We start from the raw sequence: 21,405 nt of genomic DNA, 5'->3' as shown, positions 1-21,405 counted from the left end.
CCTTCCGGCTGCCGGGAACGGCTGACACCCGAGGGGGTGGGCGGACGCGCAGGACGCGCGTCCACCCACCCCCTTTCCGTCGGGTCGTGCGGGTCAGGCGGTGCAGCCGGAGGTGGGGAGGGTGTAGAGCCCCGGCGGGGTGTGGCCGTCGTAGATGGCGGTGAGGTAGGTCTGCGGGCAGCGGGCGACGCCGTCCGCGGTGCGGATCTCGACGTGCAGGTGGGGGGCGCCCGAGTTGCCGGTGTCGCCGGTGGTGCCGAGCCGGGCCCCGGCGGAGACCTGGGCACCGTCGCCGACGGAGCGGGCGGAGAGGTGGCAGTAGACGAAGCGGGAGCCGTCCGACTGGAGGAGGCGGATGCCGATGCCGCAGGACGAGGAGTCGTAGTGGTCGACGACGCCGCCGCGGATCGCGTACGTCGGGACGTAGTTCACGATCAGGTCGACGGCCGGGTTGCCGTTCCAGTGCGAGGCGGCGTAGTCGGCGCGGCCGGCGGCGCTGCGGTCGAGCGGGAGGGCGTAGCCGGACGGGTCGCCCCCGCCGTCGCCGCCGCCGATGAGGCTCTGCCAGGTCTGCGGGCCGACGAGGCCGTCGGCGGCGAGGCCGTGGGCGCTCTGGTACGCGCGGACGGCGGCGTCGGTGGCCGGGCCGAACTGGCCGTCCACGGCGATGCCGTGGCCGTACGCGTTGAGCTGGGTCTGGGCGGCGCGCACCGCGTCGCCGGAGGCGCCCTGCCGCACGGAGACGATCAGGTGCGGCCAGGTCTGTGAGCCGATCACGCCGTCGGCGGTGAGCCCGCGCGCGTTCTGGAAGCCGACGACGGCCGACCGGGTGTTGGGGCCGAACTGGCCGTCGGCGGCGATGCCGTGGCCGTGGTGGCGCAGCAGGTACTGCGCGGTCCGGGTGTCCGTGCCGGAGGCGCCCTGGCTGACGGACGGCCAGGCCGGGAGGGCGTCGGCACGGGTGGCGGGCAGCAGGGCGAGGAGGAACGCGGTCAGCACGGTGAGCACGGTGGCGCCGAGGGGGACGGATCTGCCGGATCGCATGCGAAGGGGCCCTTCCCGTTGGGGGGTTGACGAGTGCCGCAGCAGGCTAGGGGGCGTCCGCCGGACTCACCAGGGTCCGGCGGCGCCCCCGTGCGGGAAGCGGTGAAGGCGTGACACTTGCCACGACCCGGACGGCGGGCCGCCGCGCCCGCGGCTGCGTGCGGGTGGCCTACCCGGACCGGCGGGCGTCGTACCAGGCGGCCAGGGAGGTGAGGACGGCCTGGAGGGTGCCGCGTTCGACGGCCTGCCCGATGGTGCCGTCGCAGAAGCGTTCGCCGCGGATGATCGTGGTGGCGAGGCGGACGGCGTCGGCCGCGCCGGGGGGCGTGCCGTCGTCGGGGAGGGCGGGAGGACGTCGCTGCATCCAGGAGTAGGCCGGGGTGACGGCGCCGACGTCGGAGAGGGCCCGGCAGGCGCGCTGCACGCGGGCGCTGTACTCGGGGTAGCCGACGGTCACGACGCCGTCGGAGCCGCGGGTGCTCTGCACCCAGCAGGTGTCACCGTCCGCCTGTGGCTGGGCGGCGAAGTCCCGGGCGGTGGCGGTGAGGAGACGCCACGCGTCGTCGTGGGAGGGGTCGAGGCGTAACTGGGCGAGCAGCATTCTGTCGTCCGCGTCACCGGGTACGTGCGGAGAGTCACTCATAGTTCGTCAGCTTTTCATGACGGTTCTCGGCGCGCTGCTCGGGTGTGGTGGGGTGGGCCGATGGACGCGAAGGTGCTGTATCTGCTGGGGTGTGCGGCTCCGCCCGTGCTGGGTGTGGCGGACGTGGTGCGGGAGGCACAGCGCACCGGGTGGGACGTGTGCCTCGGGCTGACGCCGACGGCGCGGGACTGGCTGGCGGACGAGGTCGACGGACTGGCCGAACTGACGGGACGTCCGGTGCGCAGCGCGCTGCGCCGCCCGGACGAGACGGCGCTGTGGCCGGACGCGGACGTGGCCGTGGTGGCGCCGGCGACGCTGAACGGCGTCAACACCTACGCGCTCGGCCTCACCCCGGACTTCGTGGCCGCGTACGTCGCCGAGGCGGTCGGCAAGCGGTGGCCGCTGGCGGTGCTGCCGTGCGTCAACGCGGCGTACGCGACGCACCCGCAGTTCGGGCGCAGCGTCGAGACCCTGCGCGGGGCGGGCGTGCGGATGCTCTACGGCGGGAAGGGCGGCTTCGTGCCGAAGGCTCCCGGCGAGGCGCGTCCTCAGGAGTATCCGTGGCACCTGGCGCTGGCGGCGGCCCGCGAGATGGCCGGGCCCGCCGGCCGGCCGACCGACGGGGGTGTGACCGACGGCGTGTGACCGACGGCGTCGACCGACGGCGTCCGACCGAACGCCGGCCGCCGGTCCCGACGGTCGGTCAGGTGCTCCAGGGCCCGTCCGGTGCGAGGGCGCGAAGGACGTCCACGAGGCCGGGTGGCTCGACGGGACCGGGCAGGGAGCCCAGGTCCCGCCACGGCACCCGGGCGTGCCCCTGGAGGCTCGCCCGTTCGTCCGGGAGCAGGCCGGTCCGGTCGAGCGGCGGCTGCCGGGTGGCGTAGCGGGCGAGGAAGAAGTCCTCCACGCCGACGTGATGCCGGCCGTTCCAGTGGCAAGCCGACGGGTTCGCGGATTCTCGGAGTGGAATCGCGGGGAACCGGGGGGACTTGGCGCCCGTTGGCAGAGTGACCGACGGATTCGTGACGCAGATCGGGCAACCGACGGGATTCGTTGACCAGCCCGATTGGGGCTTACGCCGGGTTGGAATCCCGAGCAGGTGCCCTCCGTTCCGCCATGGGTACCGGCGTGATCGCAGCCAGCACCGGTGGGAACCGGCGCTCCGCCGATGGAGCGCCGGGCCCGATGGCGATCCCCTGTGTCAGGCCGGCTCGACCGGGAGCCACAGCTCACACGTGGCGGTGCTGAAGTCCTGGGTGCGATCCAGGGTCGCAACAATCGAGGGGCCGGGGCGCAGGCGCCACGGGTTGGAGGGGAACCACTCGGTGGCGGTCGCGGCCCAGGCTGCCTGCAGGGCCTGCGGGTGGGGGCCGTCGGTGCGGAAGACCGCCCACTTGCCCGCGGGTAGCTCGATGGCATGGAGGTCCTCGGGGGCTGGGGTGCTCTGGTGGACGGCCACGCCGTGCAGATAGGTCAGCTCGCTTCCTTCCGTGGCATCTGGCTCCAGACCGTCGCTGATTTGGAGCAGGCCGGCAGGTTCGGTCTCGCTGAGGGACTTGAGCCGGGCGTGCTCGGTGGGCGGCAAGGCGGCGATGTGCTCCTGAATGTGCGGGTTGACGCCTTCGTGGATGAGCGGGACGCGGGCCGCGTGTCCGATCAGGCGGAACGCGGGGTGGTCGACGAGGCGGGTGTCCATGGGGATGCTCCCTTCGACGGTCAGGTGGAACCTGAGCTTGGGCTGGGTACGCAAGGGGCCTCCGTCTCGGCGTACGTCGCTGAGGGTGGCGCCGTGGACGGCGCGGAACGCGCGGCCGAACGCCTCGGTCGATCCGTAGCCGTGCCGGACGGCGATGGTCAGCAGATCGTCCTCGCATCGCACGACGTCACCGGCGGCGACGGTCATGCGCCGCCGGCGCACGTATTCCGACAGCGGCATGCCCGCCAGCGAGGAAAACATCCGGCGCAGGTGGTACTCGGTTGTGCCGAGCTCTGCTGCCAGTTCGTGGATGTCGAACTCCTCGGCGAGCTGATCCTCCACGAGGTCGGTCAGCCGGTTGAGTGCCGAGATCATGTGGCCTCCTTTCCTTGTCAACCCTGCCGTGCACCGGCCCGTCCCCGCCCGACTACAGCGAACCGTTCCGATCAGGCGCAGTGACGACCAACGCGCGGCAACCGCCGGCCGGCCCACCGGTGACCGGGGCATCGCGCGCCCGGCGCGTCATGGCCAAGGACGGCGCGGCACCGGAAGGTACGGCTGCCCGCCAGTTACGAGGCGACGGTGTCGTGGCACCGATGGGCCCCGGTCGCCGGGCTCGACGCCTCCGCCGGGCGGCTCCCGGAGCAGGCGGCCGTCGTACGGGTCGCACCAGCGCAGCAGGAGCAGGTCGTCGGCCGCGTCCAGGCAGAGGACCCGCGCGGCGGGCCGGTGCGTCGTCTCCACGCCCGGAGACCAACCGGCGGGGCGGCGTCGCACCCGGGAGGGCCGAGCGTGCCGGGCAGGTCGGGGAGAGCCGGTCAGCACAGCACACGGAAGGGCCCGGGCGCGGGCCCTTCCGGGAGCGTCCGGTAGAAACCCGGGACTCGCGTGCGAGATCTATGCCACACCCGAACATCTCTCCTACACTCCCCGCTCAATTGACAGGCTCAATTGACAGGCACCCAGGTGGAGTTGGCCTGGGCGACGGGTGGAACCGGGTGGCCGGCGTGAGTGACAGCAGCGACTTCCTGGTCGTCGGGGGCGGCATCGCCGGGGCGGCGGCCGCCTATTTCCTGAGCGCCTCCGGGCGGGTCACCCTGCTGGAGGCCGAAGCCTCGGTTGGCATGCACGCAACAGGACGCTCGGCGGCGCTGTACTCCGAGTACTTCGGCGGCCCGGCGGTCCGCACCCTGACCACGGCCTCCCGCGCGTTCTACGCCTCCCACGGCACGGACACCACGCCGCTGCTGCGCCCCCGCGGGGTCCTCGCGCTCGGATCGCCGGACACGGCCGACGCGTTCGCACAGGCCCACGCGGCGGGCGCACTGGCCGAACGCCCGGTGGTGGAACTGACACCCGACGAGGCGCAGCGGCTCTGCCCGGTCCTGCGGCGGGACGCGTTCGACCGGGTGCTGTACAAGCCCGGTGCCTGCGACATCGACGTGGACGCCGCCCACCAGCTCTTCCTGCGCGGCCTGCGGGCGGGCGGCGGCCGCGTCGTGACGCGGGCGCCCGTACGGGAGTCGACACGCGTCGGCGGGCTCTGGCACGTGCGCACCGGCGGGCCGCACGAGGCCGTGTACGCCGCTCCCGTCCTGGTGAACGCGGCCGGGGCCTGGGCGGACCGGGTCGCGCAGACGGCGGGCGTGGCGCCCGCGGGCCTGCGCAGCACCCGTCGCACGGCCGCGCTGGTGACGCTCCCCGATCCGCCCGGCGATACCGGGCCGTCCGCCTGGCCGATGGTCACCGACGTCGCCGACACCTTCTACGCCAAGCCCGAGGCGGGCGGCCTGCTGCTCTCGCCGTGCGACAGCACCCCCGTACCGGACCCGGCGCGGCGGGTGCGCGCCGACGACCTGGACGTGGCGGTCGCCGTCGAACGGTTCCACGCCGCCGTGGACCTGCGCATCCGCGGGGTCGGCCACGCCTGGGCCGGACTGCGCACGTCCGTCGCCGACGACACCCCGGTGATCGGCGAGGACCCCGCCGCACCCGGGTTCTTCTGGCTCGCGGGACTCGGCGGCTACGGCATCCAGACCGCACCGGCCGTCGGCGCACTGCTCGCCGCGCTGGCCGCCGGGCACGCCCCGCCGGCCACGACGGCTCCGCTGACCCCCGCGCTCGCGCCCGGCCGGTCCCTGGCGGCGCCCGTCCGCTGACCGTCGCGCCACCGCAGCAGCACGCACGCCCCTCGGTTCCCCCTCTGGCAAGAGAGATGACGGATGGACGCCACCCACACCGCTCCCCGCGTCGCGGGCCGCCACGTCGACCACGGACCGTACGCGTCCGTCGTCACCCTGATCGAGGACCAGGCCCGGCGCACGCCCGAGCGGCGCGCCGTCACGCACCTCGGCCCGGTGACCCGCAGCCTGACCTACCGGAGCTTCGACGACCTGGCCAATGGACTCGCCGCCGAACTCCGTGCGGCGGGGGTGCGCCGCGGCGACGCGGTGCCTCTCGTGCTCGGCAACAGCCTCGAACTGCCCGTCTGCATGGTCGCGGTGATGAAACTGGGTGCCGCGTTCCTGCTCTGCGACCCGGCATGGCCGGAGGAACGGCTGCGGACGATCTTCACCGCCCTCGAACCGCGCACGGTGCTCACCGCCGGGCCCGAGACCTGCGGCGGACGCGACGCCCGGCCGGTGTCGGTGGACGCGATCCGGCCCACGCCGCGCCGCCCGGAGGTCCCGCTGCCGGCCGACCTGCCCGCCTACGGGGTGTTCACCTCCGGCTCGACGGGCACCCCGAAGTGCGCGCTGAACGTGCACGGCGGGCTCGCGAACCGCTTCCGCTTCATGTCCGCCTACTTCTCGGCCACCGGCGAGGAGGTGGTGCTGCAGAACAGCCGCCACACCTTCGACTCGGCGATCTGGCAGCTGCTGTGGCCGCTGACCACCGGCGGCCGTACCGCCATCCCGGACCAGGGCGAGTTCCTGGACCTGGAGCACATCGTGCAGGCCGTCGGCTCCGAGCAGGTCACGGTCACCGACTTCGTCCCGGCGACGCTCGGCATGCTGGTCGCCCTCCTCGACGCCGATCCCGCGCAGCTGCGGCGCGTCGCCTCGCTGCGGCACCTTGTCGTGGGCGGCGAGGAGATCATCCCGCACGCCGTGCACCGCCTGCGCGCCCTGCTCCCCGGCCTGGAGATCACCAACGGCTACGGTCCCTCGGAGGCGTCCATCGGCATGGTCTTCCACCGGGTGACCGACGCCGACGGCGACCGCATCCCGCTCGGCACGCCGATCGACAACTGCTACGCCGCCGTGGTCGACGAGGACCTCCGCCCGGTCCCGGCCGGCGCCATCGGCGAGATCGTCATCGGCGGCGCGTGTCTCGGCGCCGGCTACCTGGGCGACCCGGCCCGCACCGCCGAGGCGTTCGTGCACAACCCCCTGGAGGACATGCCGGGGCCGCGGCTGTACCGGACCGGCGACCTCGGCCGGTTCACCGGCGACGGGCTGCTCCGCTTCGCCGGGCGCCGCGACCGGCAGGCCAAGGTGGCAGGCGTCCGCGTCGAGCTGGGCGAGGTCGAGACCTGCGCCGAGGGCTGCCCCGGCGTCATCCAGGCCAAGGCCCTGGTCCTGCGCCGCGACGGCCGCACCCGGCTCGCCGTGGCCGTCGCCGGCGAGGACGGCACGACCACGGACGCGCTGCGCGCGCACCTCGTCGCCTCGCTCCCCCGCATCCACGTGCCGCACCACTGCCTGGTGCTGCAGACGCTGCCGCTGACCGACAACGGCAAGGTGGATCTCGCGGCGCTGCGGACACTGGTGGAGGAGAAGCTGGACGACGGCCCCGGCGCCCTCCCGTCGGTACGGGACGTGGACCTGGCGGAGGGTGCGGACGTGCCGCCCGCCGAGCGGATCGCCCACCTGATGGGCCGGGCCCTGGACCTTCCCGGCTTCGGCGTGCACGAGGACTTCGTGGCCCGCGGCGGCGACTCGCTGGCCGCACTCGGGGTGGTGATGCGGATCCGCGAACTCCTCGCGCTCCAGGCCGGTGTGGCCGATCTGTACGCCCACCGCACCCCGCAGGCGCTGGCCGACGCGCTCGCCGAACGTGCCCGCGCGGTGGCCGGGCCGGGAGCCGACGACCACGCCCTGATGGAACGGGACGCGGTGCTGCCGCCCGGCCTCGCCGACGCCGCGGCACGCACGGCGGCGGCCGCGCTCACCGCGCCCGCGTCCCCTGCCGGACCCGGAACGGTGCTGGTCACCGGCGCCTGCGGGTTCGTCGGCTCCCGCGCCGTGCACCGCCTGCTGAGCGCCACCGACGCCCGCGCGCTGGCCGTCGTACGCGCCCCCGACGACGCCGCCGCCCGGCACCGGCTGATCCGCACGCTGCGCGAACTCGACCTCTGGGACGAGGAGTTCGCGCACCGTCTGCAGGTGCGGGCGGGCGACCTGGGTGAGCCTCGCTTCGGCTGGCGCACCGCGGAGTGGGAGGCGCACGCCGCGGAGTGCGCCACCGTGCTGCACGTCGGAGCCCTGGTGAACTTCCTCTTCGACTACCGCGCGCACCGCCCCGCCAACGTCCTGGGCACGGTGGAGGCGCTGCGGTTCGCCCTCACCGGGCGCCGCAAGGCCTTCCACCACGTCTCCACGCTCGGCGTCCTCGACCGGCACGCGGCCCGGCAGGGCGCCCCGCTGCCCGAGGACTTCGACCCGGCGGCGGCCCTGCGCCCGGCCGGCGGCTACAGCCGGTCCAAATGGGTGGCCGAACGCCTGGTGCTGGCCGCGCGTGCGGCAGGACTGCCGGCTCGCGTGTACCGGCTGGGCGAGGTGATGCCGGCCGCGGACAACGGCGCGCCCAACGCCAAGGCGCTCACCCACCTGCTGCTGGCCGCGTTCCGCCGCCTCGGGCTGCGGCCCGGGGTGCCCATGCGCTCCGACTACTCACCGGTGGACGAGGTCGCCGCGACGCTGATCGCCGCGCTCGGCGAGGACCCCGGCACCGGCCCGGGCGCGCTGCACGTCCTCCGGCGCGAGAGCCTGGACTTCGCCGGGCTGCCGGTGGCGGAGGGGGCGCCCGCCCGCAGCGTGCCGCCCGGCGCGTTCCTCGCCGCGGTCGCCGAGGCGGCGGCGGACGACGAGGACGAGCCCGGCTCCCCCCTCCCGCTCCTGCACGGCATACTCACGGCCCGGCGCCACCTGGCCGGCGAGGACACCACCGGCTCCCCGACGGACGCGGAGGCGGAACGACTGCTGACCGGCCTTCTGGTGGACAACCCCGCGCTGTTCACCAGCGCCGCCGCCGACGCCCTCGCCGCCCGGCACGGCTTGCGCGGCGATGCCGCCCGGAACGGCGCCGGCGACGCCCGGGGCCTCCGTGCGCAGCCGCAGGCCGCGGCGGTCGCGGCCTACGTGCGTACCCTCACCGAACTCCCTTCCCTCCACTCCTGAAACACCGGCCTCCGGAACCTCCGGAGGCCACGCCACCGCTCGAAAGGAACGACCGTGCGACAGAGGACGATGGGCCGGCTCGGCTGGCAGGTCAGCGAGATCGGCTATGGCATGTGGGGCATCGGCGGCGGCCCCGGCGGCTTCACCGGCTGGGACTACGACACCGCGCCCGCCTGCCTGGACCAGGCCGTGGAACAGGGCTGCACGTTCTTCGACACCGCCTGGGTCTACGGCCGCGGCGTCAGCGAGCGGATGCTCGGCGACCTGCTGCGCCGCCACCCCGGCGAGCGGCTGCGCATCGCCACCAAGGTGCCGCCGCTCAACCGCGAGTGGCCGCCGCGCCCGGGTGACACGCTGGACGACGTCTTCCCGCCCGGCCACATCCGCGAGTACGTCCACAAGAGCCTGGAGAACCTGGGCGTCGAGCGCATCGACCTGCTCCAGTTCCACGTGTGGGAGGACCGCTGGGCCGACGACGAGCGCTGGCAGCGCGTCGTGTCCGAACTCAAGGCCGACGGCCTGATCGACGGCTTCGGGATCAGCGTCAACCGCTGGGAGCCGGCCAACGTCCTGCGCGCGATCGACACCGGCCTGGTCGACGTCGTGCAGGTCATCTACAACCTCTTCGACCAGGCCCCCGAGGACGAACTGCTCGCCCGGGCGCAGCGCGACGACATCGGCATCATCGCCCGCGTCCCCTTCGACGAGGGCGGCCTCACCGGAAGGCTCTCCCGCGACACCGTCTTCCCCGAGGACGACTGGCGCGCGGTCTACTTCGGCCCGGAGAACCTCGGCCCGACCGTGGACCGCGCGGAGGCGCTGGCCAAGCTGCTGCCCGAGGGCATGAGCCTCCCGGAGCTGTCGCTGCGCTTCATCCTCGACCACCCGGCCGTCTCCACCGTCATCCCCGGCATGCGCCGCTCCGCGCACGTCACCGCCAACCTCGGCGTCTCGGACGGGCGTCCGCTCGACCCGGCGCTGCGGGAGGAACTGCGCGCGCACCGCTGGGACCGGCAGCCGACAGCGTGGTCGATGTGACCGTCATCGCTCTCTGGGCGCACCCGCGTGCCGTGTCCACCGCGTTCGTCCGGATGATGATGGAACGCGGCGACGTCACGGTCGTCCACGAGCCGATGGTCCTGCTCACCGACCACGGCGAGACGCGGCTGCCCGCGCCGCCCGGCGGCGCGGGTCCGACGACCGTGCGGGCGCCCGGCGAGCTGTACCGGCGTCTGGCCGAACTCGGCGCGCACGGGCCGGTTTTCTTCAAGGACACCCTGGAGTACCGGTACGCCCACCTCTTCGACCACCCCGAGGACGTGGCCGCCTTCCGGCACACCTTCATCGTCCGCGACCCCGCCCGCACCATCGCCTCGCACCACGCCGTCAAGCCCTCACTGGCCTGCGCGGAGATCGGCTACGAACACCAGTGGCGGCTCTTCACCCACCTGTGGAAGACGACCGGTGAACGCCCCCTGGTGTTCACCGCCGAGTCGCTGCTCGCCGACCCGCCGGCGGTCGTACGGGCGTACTGCGCGCACGTCGGACTGCCGTTCCGGCCGGAGGCGATGCACTGGCAGCCCGGCGAACGCCCCGAGTGGGAACAGAACCGCCGCTGGCACCTCGACGCCATCGCCAGCTCCGGCTTCCGCGCCCCGGTCAAGGAGTTCGCGGCCTCCGTGCACGACGACCCGCGGCTGCGCGCCTTCCACGCCCACCACCTGCCCTACTACGAGCGGCTCGTCGAGCACGCCCTGACCACCACCTGAGACGACCGTGAGGACGACGCACATGACCACCGTGCAGGAGACCGACCCGAAGGCGACCGCCCTGTCGCCGGGCGAACGGTTCGCCCGCGCCTACCTCGACCACGGCCCGGAGGCTGAGGTGTGGTTCGACTACACGCTCAGCGACGCCTTCCAGCCCGTCGAGGACCGGCCGCGCCTGACCACCCGCAACCTCTTCAAGCACCAGCGGGTCGCCGGGGACACCGTCCGCGGCTGGTTCGAGACCCGCCCGTACCAGCCCGGGACCGCGGCGGCGCTGCGCGAGGCAGCGTTCCGCTTCGACCTCGCCGAGTACCGGCTGCGGCCCATCACCGGCTGGGTGCAGATACCCGACGGTCTGGCCGAACACCCCGAGAGCCTGGTCCAGTTCATCGACCGGCGCCTGATGGTGCGGCTCGGCACCGCCGAGAACCGCGCCCTCACCCTGGACGTGGTGGACCACCCCGACGTGGCCGAACTGCCCTACCGCGGCTCGTACGTCTCCGGGCTGCTCGCCGCGTTCGACGAGATCGAGCAGACCGGCGGCACCGGACACGCCGTGATCGTCAACCCGGCCGACTACTACGGGCAACTGGTCGGCTCCGGCAGCGTGCTCGACGACCTCGCGCGCGAGAAGGTCAAGATCTGCCGCAACCGGCACGTCGCACCCGGCTGCGCGCTGGTCGGCGACTTCTCCATGGCCGCCCGGCTGCTGGAGTCCGGCCGGTCCGTGATGAAGGTGGCCCAGCCCCCGGCCGGCACCTTCGACCGCCCCGGCACCGCCGTGTGCGCCGAGGTGTACGAGGGCGTCGCGGTCCAGCTGCCCACCCACTTCTTCCACGTCGTGCCGGAGGGGGGCGTCCGACATGGCTGACACCGCGAAGAGCACGGGCGCGGCGGCAGGCGCGGCGGGTACGGGCTCCGCCGCGCAGCCGGGCCCGAAGCAGCCCTGGGTGGGCACCTTCGTCGGACTGGTCTGCGCACTGCTGTGCACGTTCACCGCCGTCGGCATGGTGATCCCGGTCGTCCCCCGGCTGGTCACCGGCGAACTCGGCGGCTCCGCCTTCGAGGTGGGCGTCACCTTCGCCGTCTCCGGCGTGACGGCGCTGCTGGTCCGCCCGTACGCCGGCCGGCTCGCGCAGCAGTACGGCTGCCGCAAGGTCATGATGCTCGGCGCGCTGGTCATCACGACCGTCGCGGGCGTGTACGCGCTGCCGCTGGGGCTGACCGGACTGTGGACCGGCAGGTTCCTGCTGGGTCTCGGCGAGGCCCTGCTGTTCATGGCGGGCTCGCTGTGGACGGTCGGCCTCGCCCCGCAGGACCGGCGCGCCCAGATCGTCGGCTTCTACGGCCTCGCCATGTGGACCGGGTTCGCCGTCGGCCCGATCCTCGGCGAAGTGGTCTACCGGGCCGGTTCGTTCACGGCGGTGTGGATCGCGGTGGCCGTGCTGCCCGCGGTCGCGTTCGCCGTGGTGTGCCTCCTGACCGACCGCATCGCACGCGGCGCGCAGGTGTCCGCGAAGCTGCTGCCGCGCGCCGCAGTGCTGCCCGGCGTCTCCCTGCTGTGCGGCTCGTTCGGCTACGGCGTGCTGGTGAGCTTCGGGGCGCTGGCGATGACCGCCCGCGACATCGCCGACGGTTCGGTCCTGGTGTCCGCGTTCGGCGCCGCGTACGTCACGGTCCGCGTGCTCGCCGGGCGCATCCCGGACCGGGTGGGCGCGTTGCGGGTGGTGCTGATCTCGGCCGTCGTGGAAGCGGCGGGCCTGGCCCTGATCGCGTTCGCGCCCTCGCTGTGGGTCGCGGCGCTGGGTGCGCTGATCGCGGGCGGCGGCTTCACGCTGCTGTACCCGGCGCTGGCCCTCATCACCATCGACGCCGCCCCGGAGAACGAGCGCGGTGCCGCGCTGGGGGCGGTCACGTCGTTCTTCGACATCGGCGTCGGCGTGGCCGGGCTGCTGGGCGGCATCCTCGCGGAGTTCAGCTACACCGCGGTCCTGGCCGCCGCCTCGGTGGCGGCGCTGGGGTCGCTGCTGGCCGGCAGGACGGCGGCGGCACGCGCCCGCACGTAGGCCTGTCCGGGGCGGCCGGCTGGGTCTCGGCGCAGCAAAGGGGTCCGCGCCACGCGCGGGCCCCTTTCGTGCGCCGGACGCCGCCGGAGGGCGCTACGCGGGCCAGCCGTTGGAGGAGCCGGTGGGGCCGCCGTTCTCGTAGAGGACGACGCAGCGCCGCTTCGCCTCCCGTGCGGCGAACTTCTCCGCCGCGGCGGCGCCGTTCTTCTTCCGCTCCGCCTTCGCCTCGGCGACGACCTCGAGCAGGATGTTGTTCTGGCTGTCCGACAGCCCGCGCGACTGGTAGTCGCCGTAGCCGCCGTCCCCGCTCAGTTCCCTCTTGGCCCAGTAGCCGACGAGTTCCGCGCAGATCCGCTCGGGCGGCTTCGGGGTCGGGGAGGCCGCGGCCGTCGCGGACGCGTCCGGATCGCCCTCCGCCTGCGGGTCCGCGCCGTTCGTGCCGCAGGCCGTGAGGCTCGCGGCCGTCACGGCTGCCAGGAGCGTCGCCGCCAGGCGTAGGAGGGGTCTGCGTCTCTGCATGCCGCACAACGTAAGGGCGCCGCGCGGGGCCCGCCAGCGGAACCGCGTGATACGTCCGTCGCCCCTGGGGGAAAGCACGGTGACCTGGTACGACGTCTGGTCCGCGCGGGCCCGCGCGTGATAGGCAGCGTGGCATCGGGACCAGCGGCGGCGACGGCACCGGGCGTGCCCACCGACGACAGCGAGGAGCGCTCTCATGTGCGAGCGGGCGTGGGAGCGGGCGCTGACCGAGGCGCTGGCCGACGACGGGGGCGCCGGGAGTCCGGCCCTGCTGCTGGTCGAGGGGGCCGCGGGGACGGGCAAGAGCCACCTGGTCGAGGCGCTGCTGGAGCTGCCCCAGGGGCGCACGGTGCCGCGGCTGGCCGTCCGTTACCGGTCGTCCGGTGCGCTGGCCGTGGCCGAGCCGCCCGCCGCGGAGCACCGGGCGGCGACCGCCTGCCTGGCGCTGGAGGCCGCGCTGGCCTCGGTGCGTCCGCTGCTGCTGGTCGTGGAGGACGTGCAGCACGCCGACGACGACTCCCTGCGGTTGCTGCGCGGGCTGCTGCGCGAACCGCCGCCGCGGTTCGCCGCCGTGCTCACCTACCGGCCCGAACAGCTGCCCCGGCGCGGTCTGCCGCTGGGTGGTGCCGCGGACTATCCGGCGCGGCTGTCGGTGCTGCGGTACGTGCCGCCGCCGCTGGACGAGGCGCAGGTCCGGGCGCTGGCCGGGGACGCGCTGGGCGCGGAACGGTGCCCGGAGGAGTTCGTGAACCGGCTGCTGCGCGACTCCGCCGGGGTGGCGCAGGTGCTGGTGGATCTGTTGCGGATGCTGCGCGACGCCGACGAGGACCGCGACCACGCGGACGTACGCGACCACTTCACCGCCGAGGACGTGGACGGGGCGGGCGTGCCCGTGCGGCTCGCGGAGGCGGTGCTCGAGCAGCTCGACACGCTGGACACGCCGCACCGTCCCGTGGTCTGGGCGGCCGCGGTACTGGGCGAGCCGGCCGGGGCGCAGGACCTGACGGCCGTCGCGGGGCTCGGTGACGAGGAGGGACACCGGGCGCTGGTCGCCGCGCTCGGGTGCGCCGCCCTGCACGAGACGGGCCAGGGACGGTACGGCTTCGCCGTGCCGCTGGCCGCCTCGGCGGTGTACCGGGTGCTGCCCGGCCCGGTGCGGGAGCGGCTGCATCACCGGGCGGCGGCGCTGCTGGCGGCCCGCGAGCCCGCGCCGTGGGCGGCGGTCGCCCGCCACTGGCGCGGAGGCGGTCGTACGGAGGACTGGCTGCGCGCGGCCGAACGCCTCGCCGAGGGAGAGGCGGCGGTCCGGGAGGACACGGCGGCACTGGCCCTGCTGGAGCAGGCGCTGGCGGAGAAGGGCGTCCCCGCGGAGCGGCGTGGCCGGCTGGCGCTGACCCTCGCCCGGGGCGCGATGCTCGGGGTGCAGTCGGAGGGCACCGCCCAGGCGCTGCGCGGCATCGTGGAGGACGCGGCGCTGCCGAGGGCCGTCCGGGGAGAGATACGGCTGGAGCTGGGGCTGCTGCTGCACAACCGGAAGCGGCGCTTCGATGAGGGTCGCGTCGAACTCCGTCGTGCGGCAGAGGAGTTGACGGAACGTCCGGCGCTGGCGGCACGTGCGATGGCGGCGCTGGCCAATCCGTTCTTCCCCGGCGCTTCACTGGAGGAGAACCTCGGCTGGCTGCGGCGCGCCGAGGAGGCGGCCGCCGCGTCGGCGGACGACGGCGCCGTGACGGCGGTGGACGCGTGCCGGGCGACGGTGCTGATGAACGCGGGCGATCCGGCCGCCTGGCCGCTGGTGGCCCGGCTTCCCCGGGACGCCACCGACCGGGCCTCCCGGCAGCAGGTGGCGCGCGGGCTGTGCAACACGGCCAACGGCGCGGTCTACCTGGGCCACTACCGGCGGGCCGACGAACTGCTCGACGAGGGCGTCGCGTTGGCCCGGAACAGCGGGGCGCCGTTCCTGGAGCGCGTCGGACGCGGTACCGGGCTGGTCCGCGACTGGCTCACGGGGCGCTGGGCGGGTCTGGCCGAACGCTGCACCGGGCTGGTCGCGGAGGACGGCATCGCCAACGACGCACGGGTGGTGCTCGCCCTGCTCGCGCTGGCCAAGGGCGACTGGTCCACGGCGGAGAACTGGCTGCCGGACGACGACCCGCCCGCGTCCGAGGTGTTCGAGGCGCCGGTGGCGGCGACGGCGGCGGGTGCGCGCATCCGGCTGCTGACGGCGCGGCAGCGGACGGAGGCCGCGTCCGCGGCGGCGACGACGTCCTGGGACTGGCTGCGGCGCAAGGGGGTGTGGGTGTGGGCCGCGGGGTTCGCGCCCTGGGCGGTCGAGGCGCAGGTGAGAGCGGGGCGCCGGGAGCCGGCGCGGGCGATGGTGGCGGAGTTCGCGGCGGGCCTGGACGGGCGGGACGCGCCGTGGGCGGAGGCGGCGCTGCTCTGGTGCCGGGCCGTGGTCGCGGAAGCGGACGCGGAGGGCGCCGCCGTGGCGCACGCGGTGACGGTCGCCGGGCACGCCGCCGGGCACGACGTCGGCCACGCCACCGGGTACACCGCCGGGTACTCCGCCGGGGAGGCCGGAGCCGCCGGGCGGGAGCCGGGCCACGGTGCGTGGGCGGAGGCCGCCCGCCTGTACCGGGAGTCGAGCGCCGCCTTCGCCCGCCTGCCCCATCCCTACGCCGAGGCCCTCACCGCCGAGGGCGCCGGGCGGTGCGCCGCGTGGCGGAACCGTCCGCAGGCGGAGGCGGCGGGCGGGGAACTGACCCGGTGCGTGGAGCTGCTGACCGGGCTCGGCGCGGCGTGGGACGCGGCGCGGGTACGGGCCGTGCTGCGGGCGCACCAGCCGGCCGCGCAGCGCAGACGGCCGGGGCGGCCGGCGTACGCGGAGCGCATGTCGCCGCGTGAGGCGGAGGTGGCGGAACTGGCCGCGACCGGGCTGACGAACCGGGAGATCGCGGCGACGCTGCATCTCTCGCCGCGCACCGTGGAGCACCACGTGGCCCGTGCGATACGGAAGTTGGGCGTCGATTCACGGCAGGCGCTGGCCGAGCACCACCGGGTGGCCGGTGGAGGCGCGGAAGCGGCGCCGTGACCCCGCGGTGCGTGCACACGGGCGGTGTCCGGACGCTGGCGTCCCCGGGCACGCGGACGGGCCGGCCGCTGCTGCGGCCGGCCCGTTCGTCGTGCCGAATGCCGGTGGGGGGTCCGGCGCTCTCCGGTCGGTGACCGGTCAGCACATGGTCGTGCGCATCACCGCCGAGGGGCTGGACCAGTCGGCGCAGCCGGAGGCCGAGTGGCCGTACCAGTTGTGCCCGAACTCGTGCGCGGCGAGCAGGGCGAAGTCGTTCACCATGGTGGAGAGGGCGATGCGCTGGCCCTGGCCCCAGTTGCAGCCGACCACGTTGCCGCCGCCGCAGCCGGAGATGTAGCCGCCGGTGCACTCGACCGGGGTGCCGCTGGACGAGGTCTCGGTGCCGCTGCCCCAGTAGTTGGCGCCCTGGCGGATGGCGCTCTCGTAGCCGCTGCAGGAGGCGGTGATGTGGTAGCTCCAGGCCGGGACCTGGAAGGCGGCGCGGCCTTCGGCGGCCGGCGCCGGGGCGTCGGAGTGGTCCCCGTGGGTGTCGCCGACGAGGTTGCCCTCCTCGCCGAGCAGGGTCGCCGAGTAGGCGGGCGGGGTGTCCGTGGGCTCGGCCGCGTTGGCGGTCACCGGGAGCATGAACACCATGGCCGCGGCGAGGGCGGCGCCTGCGACTCTTCGGACTGTTCCGAGCATGTCAAATCTCCTTGTGTGGGGGAACGGTCACCTCCACGCCGGCCTCCCAGCCGTCGCGGTGAACCGCCAGACCTCGCACCCCGAACCGCAGGGTGTGAGGCGGATCACGGAGAACGTACGACCGGATGCGCGGCGTACCTATACGGGTGGGCCGAACTACGGATACGCAAAAAACCCCTACCCCCACCCTAGGGGTGTCCGTGCTCATGACAAACGCCTCTTCACGCAGTACTCGTGAGTACGCACCCCCACACCCCAGGAGGCACGTTGACCACCCGACCCACCCGGCGGGGCTTTCTCGCCGCCGCCGCAGCGCTGGGCGGCGCCGCCGCCGTCCCCGTCATCTGTTCCAGCCCCGCACACGCCGTGGCCGGCAGAGGTGAACTGCCCGTCGTGAACCGCCCCGACCACCCGGCGGCGGTCTACGCCTCCGGTGACCGGCGCAGCGCCCACGCCGAGCCCCTGAACGCCAGCGTCGACTGCGAAATGCACGGACGGAGCACCCGCTGATGGCCACCTTCGTCACCCGCGCCCAGTGGGGCGCGCGCCCCCCGCGCAGCACCAGCGGCAACATCACCCCCCAGAACGGCGGCGTCACCGTCCACCACGTGGGCGGCAGCAAGGTCGCCGCGTCCAGCCACAGTTCGTGCGCGGGCCAGGTGCGCGGGCACCAGAACCACCACATGGACGGCAACGGCTGGTCGGACATCGCCTACAGCCACCTCGTCTGCGTGCACGGCTACGTCTTCGAGGGCCGCGGCGAGAACGTCCGCACCGCCGCCAACGGCACCACTCCCGGCAACCAGAACTGGTACGCGGTCTGCGGCCTCGTCGGGGGCAGCTCGTCGAACTACGACAGCATCACCAGCGGTCTGATCGACGCCTTCCACCACGCCATCACGCGGCTGCGGAACCAGGGCGGCGCGGCCGGCGCGGTCAACGGCCACCAGGACCACAAGGCCACCGCCTGCCCCGGCAACCTCTATCCGCTGGTGCTGGACGGCACGCTCAACCCGGGCGGAGGCGGCGGCACGCCGTCCTGGCCGGGCGTGTACTTCACCCAGCCGCCGATCTTCAACCACCCGAGCGTCGCGACCTGGCAGTCGAAGATGAACAGCGCCCACGGCTTCAGCCTGGGCGTCGACTCCCAGTACGGGCCGGCCTCCGAGAGCGCCTGCCGCACGCTGCAGGGCCGCAAGGGTCTGACCGTCGACGGCATCGTCGGCCCGGACACCTGGAACGCCACCTTCTCCTGACGGGTCGGCCGCCCGTCGGGGGCGCGTCCGGCGCCGCTCGCGCGCCGGGTGCGCCCCCGACGGCACGGTCTGCGCCCTCCCCCACAGCGGGTCCGGCGCCCACGATGTGACACCTGTCGTGGTCACGAGAAGGGCGGTCGGTATGGGTGCGCAGTCGAAGTGCAGGGCGTGGACGAAGGACGGACGGAACTGCCGGAACCCGGCGATGAAGGGCGCCTCACGCTGCCACCTGCATCGCGGCGCCTGGTCGTCGTACGGCTCCGGAAAGCGGAAGGGCAAGCGCCGTTGACGGCGACGGGCAGCCGGCCGTGCGTCGGCTGCCCGTCGCCGTGCGCGTCGGTCAGACGCCGGTGCCGGCGCCCAGGTCGAAGACACCGAAGGCGAAGGACTCCGCGGTGAGGGTGGTGGGGGTGACGGCCGCGCCGGAGGCCTCCAGCGCGGCCGGGGTCGTGCCCGGCGGCAGCATGCAGGGCAGCGGCATCCGGACCGGCTCGCGGCGGGGGTTGACCACCACGAGGTAGCGCTCCCCGCGCAGGTACACCAGCGGATAGCCGGTGTTCAGCACCCGCACGGCCCCCGAGGGCCCCAGCTCCGGCGTGGACCGGCGCAGCGCGATCAGCCGGCGCACCAGGTGCAGCAGCGAGTCCTCGTCCGCGCGCTGCCCGGCGACCGTGGGGCGGTCCGGGTCCGGGTCGAGCGGCAGGTACAGGTCGTCCGCCGGCGCCGTGGAGAAGCCGGCGTTGTCCCCGTCGTCCCACTGCATGGGCGTACGGGAGCCCGCCCGGTTGTACCGCGGGCCGAGGACGCTTCCCTCGTGGTCGGGCAGCCCCGGCACGTACCGCATGCCGATCTCGTCGCCGTAGTAGATCGCGGGCAGCGTCGGCCACGTCATCTGGAAGGCGAACGCCACCGGCAGCTCCTCGCGGGTGCGCGGCGAGGTCGCGAGCCGGGAGAAGTCGTGGTTGGAGGTCGGCAGCACGATGTGTCCCGCGCCGCCGATGGCGGCGGCCGCGTCCTCCCAGGCGTGGGTGAACCGGTCCGGGGAGCCTTCGCCGTCGGCGTGGAAGTAGCAGCTCAGCGGGTCCCAGGCGGTGTCGACGGTGCCGCCGCCGTTGCTCCACAGCGATCGCATGGGCAGCCCGTTGGACGGGCCGCCGAACTGGAGGAAGAAGTCGCCGTGGAAGCCCGCCGGGACCGAGACCGACGGATCGCCCCATTCGCTGAGGATCACCGCGTGCGGGTGGGCACGGTCCAGCCACCCGCGCAGTTCCTGCCACAGCTTCACGGTCTCCCGGTGCTCCGGGTCGTCCTTCACCAGGGAGGAGGCCATGTCGACGCGGAACCCGGAGAGTCCCAGGCCCAGCCAGTGGTCCATGATCTCGCGCAGCGCGGCGCGGTTCGCGCGTGGCCCCTCCGCGTCGACGGGCTGGCGCCACGGCTCGTCCGGGTGCGTGCGCGCGTAGCCGAAGTTGAGCGCGGGCTGGGAGACGAAGAAGTTGGGCAGGTACGCGCCGGGCCGCGGGCCCGGCGAGGGGGCGAAGCCCGCCGGCGCCGGGTCGCTCTCGGTCCACACGTAACGGTGGTCCGCCGGGTCCTCCAGCGCGTGCCGGAACCAGGGGTGCTGGTCGGAGGTGTGCCCGGCGACCAGGTCGAGCAGCACCCGGATACCCCGCCGCCGTGCGGCGTCGACGAGCTTGGCGAGGTCGTCGACGGTGCCGTAGCGGGGCGCGACGGTGAGGTAGTCGGACACGTCGTAGCCGCCGTCGCGGAACGGCGAGGCGAAGCAGGGGTTGAGCCAGACGGTGTTCACGCCGAGCCAGGCGAGGTGGTCCAGGCGCTCGGTGATGCCCGCGAAGTCGCCGATCCCGTCGCCGTCGGAGTCGGCGAAGCTCTGCGGATAGATCTGGTAGAGGACGGCGTCGGACAGCCAGGCCGGGGCCTGGCCGGCGGCGTCGGCGGGCTCCGGCTGCAGGAAGCGTTCCGGGGACATGGGGCGTGCGGCCTTCCTCACGGGGGTGCGTACCGGCTCCCACGATGCCCGCCCCGGGGGCGGGGCGGAAGACCCGGCCCCCACGACGGCCGCGCCGCCCCGGCAGTCGTGGCGGAGGGCGGGGCGGAGGCCCGGCTCAGAGGTCGTCGCGGAGGGCGCGCAGCAGCTCGGGGGTGCGGGAGGCCCGCTCGGCCTGGACCACCAGGCGGTTGAGCACGTCCCAGTAATGGTGCACGTCCGCGGGCTTGTCCGGGTACACGGCGCTCGTCAGCTGCTCCAGGTAGACCATGTCGGGGAGTTGACCGCCGGGCAGCCGCAGCATCGTCACCGAGCCGCACAGGGCCGGATGGCCGCCGCAGGCGAACGGCAGGAGCTGGACGGTGATGTGCGGGCGCCGCGCCATCCGGGCGAGGTGGTCGAGCTGGTCGCGCATCACGGCCCGCGAACCGAGGGGGCGGCGCAGCACCGCCTCGTCCACCACGACCCACAGGTGCGGCGGAGTCGGCCGGTCGAGCACCTCCTGCCGGCGCATCCGGAACTCCACGTGCCGGTCCAGTACGTCCTTGGGCGCGTCCGGGTGCCCGAGCCGTACGACCTCCCGCGCGTACGCCGGGGTCTGGAGCAGGCCGGGCACGAACTGCACCTCGTAGCCGCGGATCACGTCCGCAGCCTGCTCGGCACCGAGGTAGTCGTGCAGCCAGGAGGGCAGGAGGTCGAGGTAACGGTGCCACCAGCCGGGGGTGTTGGCCTGCTCCGCCAGGGTGCGCACCACGCTGCGCTCCGCCTCGCCGACCACGCCGTAGAGCGCCAGCAGGGCCTCCACGTCGCGCTGCTTGCTCCCGGTGCGGCCGTGTTCGAGACGGCTGATCTTCGACCGTGACACCCCGATCGCGGCGCCCGCCTCGGTGTGGGTCAGCCCGCTCTCCTCGCGCAGTACGCGCAGGCGGGCGCCGAGCGCCATTCTCGGAACCGTGGGACCGGGCCGCCACAGCTCCACCGGGCGGCTCGCCGAGCCGCCGCCGCTCACGGTCAGGTCACGCACGGTGTGTGAGGTGTCCACGTTCACTCCGTCATCCGTCGGTGGCCGCCGGAACGCGCCGGCCCGTCAGGCGCGTCTGCCATGTTCGCATGGCACATGCACCCGGGGTGAAGTCCGACGACGGCATCGAGACACCGATGAGACCCCGGCCACACGGCTCAACCCCCCGACACGGGGCGGGAAACGCTCCGGGCACGTGAGATGCGCCA

19 protein-coding genes are annotated in these 21,405 nt (G+C 74.3%); 11 read left to right on the top strand and 8 right to left on the bottom strand.

Annotated features, from left to right (window positions below; all coding sequences use genetic code 11):
- Nucleotides 1-93: 93 nt before the first annotated feature.
- Both RM572_RS11460 and RM572_RS11455 read right to left on the bottom strand, forming a co-directional pair.
- Entirely contained in the window at nucleotides 94-1,044 is a 951-nt protein-coding gene (locus RM572_RS11460; protein ID WP_311673177.1) for a peptidoglycan-binding protein, read from the bottom strand.
- Between the two features lie 169 nt (nucleotides 1,045-1,213).
- Nucleotides 1,214-1,687 carry a DUF6508 domain-containing protein gene (locus RM572_RS11455; protein WP_311673176.1) on the bottom strand — a complete coding sequence of 158 codons (474 nt, stop codon included), beginning with the start codon at nucleotides 1,685-1,687 and terminating at the stop codon, nucleotides 1,214-1,216.
- Nucleotides 1,688-1,747: 60 nt separating this feature from the next.
- Between RM572_RS11455 and RM572_RS11450 the strand changes: the two genes are divergently transcribed.
- Nucleotides 1,748-2,332, top strand: a complete 585-nt coding sequence (locus RM572_RS11450; RefSeq protein ID WP_311673175.1) for a flavoprotein — start codon at nucleotides 1,748-1,750, stop codon at nucleotides 2,330-2,332.
- A 58-nt stretch (nucleotides 2,333-2,390) separates the two neighbouring features.
- Here RM572_RS11450 and RM572_RS11445 read toward each other — a convergent pair whose 3' ends face one another.
- Nucleotides 2,391-2,594 carry an NUDIX hydrolase gene (locus RM572_RS11445; RefSeq protein WP_311673174.1) on the bottom strand — a complete coding sequence of 68 codons (204 nt, stop codon included), beginning with the start codon at nucleotides 2,592-2,594 and terminating at the stop codon, nucleotides 2,391-2,393.
- 294 nt (nucleotides 2,595-2,888) lie between these two features.
- Nucleotides 2,889-3,758, bottom strand: coding sequence for an AraC family transcriptional regulator (locus RM572_RS11440; RefSeq protein ID WP_311673173.1), 870 nt, complete (start codon nucleotides 3,756-3,758; stop codon nucleotides 2,889-2,891).
- 632 nt (nucleotides 3,759-4,390) lie between these two features.
- Between RM572_RS11440 and RM572_RS11435 the strand changes: the two genes are divergently transcribed.
- The 6 genes from RM572_RS11435 (at nucleotide 4,391) to RM572_RS11410 (ending at nucleotide 12,620) form a co-directional block, all read left to right on the top strand.
- A complete protein-coding gene (locus RM572_RS11435) occupies nucleotides 4,391-5,542 on the top strand; it encodes an NAD(P)/FAD-dependent oxidoreductase (RefSeq protein WP_311673172.1) in 1,152 nt (383 codons plus the stop codon).
- A gap of 63 nt (nucleotides 5,543-5,605) precedes the next feature.
- Nucleotides 5,606-8,785: an amino acid adenylation domain-containing protein gene (locus tag RM572_RS11430; protein ID WP_311673171.1), complete on the top strand. Its 3,180-nt coding sequence runs from the start codon at nucleotides 5,606-5,608 to the stop codon at nucleotides 8,783-8,785.
- A 54-nt stretch (nucleotides 8,786-8,839) separates the two neighbouring features.
- Nucleotides 8,840-9,823 carry an aldo/keto reductase gene (locus tag RM572_RS11425; RefSeq protein ID WP_311673170.1) on the top strand — a complete coding sequence of 328 codons (984 nt, stop codon included), beginning with the start codon at nucleotides 8,840-8,842 and terminating at the stop codon, nucleotides 9,821-9,823.
- Complete coding sequence (locus tag RM572_RS11420; protein ID WP_311673169.1) at nucleotides 9,820-10,554, top strand: sulfotransferase-like domain-containing protein; 735 nt, start codon at nucleotides 9,820-9,822, stop codon at nucleotides 10,552-10,554. Before RM572_RS11425 ends, RM572_RS11420 begins: the two co-directional genes overlap by 4 nt.
- A gap of 22 nt (nucleotides 10,555-10,576) precedes the next feature.
- Nucleotides 10,577-11,425: a family 3 encapsulin nanocompartment shell protein gene (locus tag RM572_RS11415; RefSeq protein WP_311673168.1), complete on the top strand. Its 849-nt coding sequence runs from the start codon at nucleotides 10,577-10,579 to the stop codon at nucleotides 11,423-11,425.
- Complete coding sequence (locus RM572_RS11410; protein ID WP_311673167.1) at nucleotides 11,418-12,620, top strand: MFS transporter; 1,203 nt, start codon at nucleotides 11,418-11,420, stop codon at nucleotides 12,618-12,620. Before RM572_RS11415 ends, RM572_RS11410 begins: the two co-directional genes overlap by 8 nt.
- Nucleotides 12,621-12,713: 93 nt before the next feature.
- Here RM572_RS11410 and RM572_RS11405 read toward each other — a convergent pair whose 3' ends face one another.
- On the bottom strand, nucleotides 12,714-13,139 hold the full coding sequence (locus RM572_RS11405; protein WP_311673166.1) for a hypothetical protein: 426 nt from the start codon (nucleotides 13,137-13,139) through the stop codon (nucleotides 12,714-12,716).
- Between the two features lie 196 nt (nucleotides 13,140-13,335).
- On the opposite strand from RM572_RS11405, the gene RM572_RS11400 reads away from it, so the two are divergent.
- On the top strand, nucleotides 13,336-16,230 hold the full coding sequence (locus tag RM572_RS11400; RefSeq protein WP_311673165.1) for a helix-turn-helix transcriptional regulator: 2,895 nt from the start codon (nucleotides 13,336-13,338) through the stop codon (nucleotides 16,228-16,230).
- 138 nt (nucleotides 16,231-16,368) lie between these two features.
- On the opposite strand, the gene RM572_RS11395 is transcribed toward RM572_RS11400, so the two are convergent.
- Entirely contained in the window at nucleotides 16,369-16,911 is a 543-nt protein-coding gene (locus RM572_RS11395) for a hypothetical protein (protein ID WP_311673164.1), read from the bottom strand.
- 267 nt (nucleotides 16,912-17,178) lie between these two features.
- On the opposite strand from RM572_RS11395, the gene RM572_RS11390 reads away from it, so the two are divergent.
- The 3 genes from RM572_RS11390 (at nucleotide 17,179) to RM572_RS11380 (ending at nucleotide 18,456) form a co-directional block, all read left to right on the top strand.
- On the top strand, nucleotides 17,179-17,421 hold the full coding sequence (locus RM572_RS11390) for a twin-arginine translocation signal domain-containing protein (RefSeq protein WP_311673163.1): 243 nt from the start codon (nucleotides 17,179-17,181) through the stop codon (nucleotides 17,419-17,421).
- Nucleotides 17,421-18,167 carry a peptidoglycan-binding domain-containing protein gene (locus tag RM572_RS11385; RefSeq protein WP_311673162.1) on the top strand — a complete coding sequence of 249 codons (747 nt, stop codon included), beginning with the start codon at nucleotides 17,421-17,423 and terminating at the stop codon, nucleotides 18,165-18,167. The genes RM572_RS11390 and RM572_RS11385 overlap by 1 nt, the downstream gene beginning before the upstream one ends.
- A gap of 142 nt (nucleotides 18,168-18,309) precedes the next feature.
- Entirely contained in the window at nucleotides 18,310-18,456 is a 147-nt protein-coding gene (locus RM572_RS11380; protein ID WP_311673160.1) for an HGGxSTG domain-containing protein, read from the top strand.
- A gap of 51 nt (nucleotides 18,457-18,507) precedes the next feature.
- Here RM572_RS11380 and RM572_RS11375 read toward each other — a convergent pair whose 3' ends face one another.
- Both RM572_RS11375 and RM572_RS11370 read right to left on the bottom strand, forming a co-directional pair.
- Nucleotides 18,508-20,157: an alpha-amylase family glycosyl hydrolase gene (locus RM572_RS11375; protein ID WP_311673159.1), complete on the bottom strand. Its 1,650-nt coding sequence runs from the start codon at nucleotides 20,155-20,157 to the stop codon at nucleotides 18,508-18,510.
- 136 nt (nucleotides 20,158-20,293) lie between these two features.
- Nucleotides 20,294-21,217, bottom strand: a complete 924-nt coding sequence (locus tag RM572_RS11370; RefSeq protein WP_311673158.1) for a helix-turn-helix domain-containing protein — start codon at nucleotides 21,215-21,217, stop codon at nucleotides 20,294-20,296.
- Between the last annotated feature and the right edge of the window lie 188 nt (nucleotides 21,218-21,405).

Origin of the sequence: Streptomyces hazeniae (assembly GCF_031845485.1) — a bacterium.
Lineage (GTDB): Bacteria > Actinomycetota > Actinomycetes > Streptomycetales > Streptomycetaceae > Streptomyces > Streptomyces hazeniae.
This window is presented reverse-complemented; position numbering and strand designations above follow the sequence as displayed.

Coding starts and splice junctions, on each gene's coding strand:
- RM572_RS11460 (WP_311673177.1), bottom strand. CDS start 1,044: ATGCGATCCGGCAGATCCGTCCCCCTCGGCGCCACCGTGCTCACCGTG.
- RM572_RS11450 (WP_311673175.1), top strand. CDS start 1,748: ATGGACGCGAAGGTGCTGTATCTGCTGGGGTGTGCGGCTCCGCCCGTG.
- RM572_RS11440 (WP_311673173.1), bottom strand. CDS start 3,758: ATGATCTCGGCACTCAACCGGCTGACCGACCTCGTGGAGGATCAGCTC.
- RM572_RS11400 (WP_311673165.1), top strand. CDS start 13,336: ATGTGCGAGCGGGCGTGGGAGCGGGCGCTGACCGAGGCGCTGGCCGAC.
- RM572_RS11395 (WP_311673164.1), bottom strand. CDS start 16,911: ATGCTCGGAACAGTCCGAAGAGTCGCAGGCGCCGCCCTCGCCGCGGCC.
- RM572_RS11385 (WP_311673162.1), top strand. CDS start 17,421: ATGGCCACCTTCGTCACCCGCGCCCAGTGGGGCGCGCGCCCCCCGCGC.
- RM572_RS11410 (WP_311673167.1), top strand. CDS start 11,418: ATGGCTGACACCGCGAAGAGCACGGGCGCGGCGGCAGGCGCGGCGGGT.
- RM572_RS11415 (WP_311673168.1), top strand. CDS start 10,577: ATGACCACCGTGCAGGAGACCGACCCGAAGGCGACCGCCCTGTCGCCG.
- RM572_RS11375 (WP_311673159.1), bottom strand. CDS start 20,157: ATGTCCCCGGAACGCTTCCTGCAGCCGGAGCCCGCCGACGCCGCCGGC.
- RM572_RS11405 (WP_311673166.1), bottom strand. CDS start 13,139: ATGCAGAGACGCAGACCCCTCCTACGCCTGGCGGCGACGCTCCTGGCA.
- RM572_RS11455 (WP_311673176.1), bottom strand. CDS start 1,687: ATGAGTGACTCTCCGCACGTACCCGGTGACGCGGACGACAGAATGCTG.
- RM572_RS11430 (WP_311673171.1), top strand. CDS start 5,606: ATGGACGCCACCCACACCGCTCCCCGCGTCGCGGGCCGCCACGTCGAC.
- RM572_RS11380 (WP_311673160.1), top strand. CDS start 18,310: ATGGGTGCGCAGTCGAAGTGCAGGGCGTGGACGAAGGACGGACGGAAC.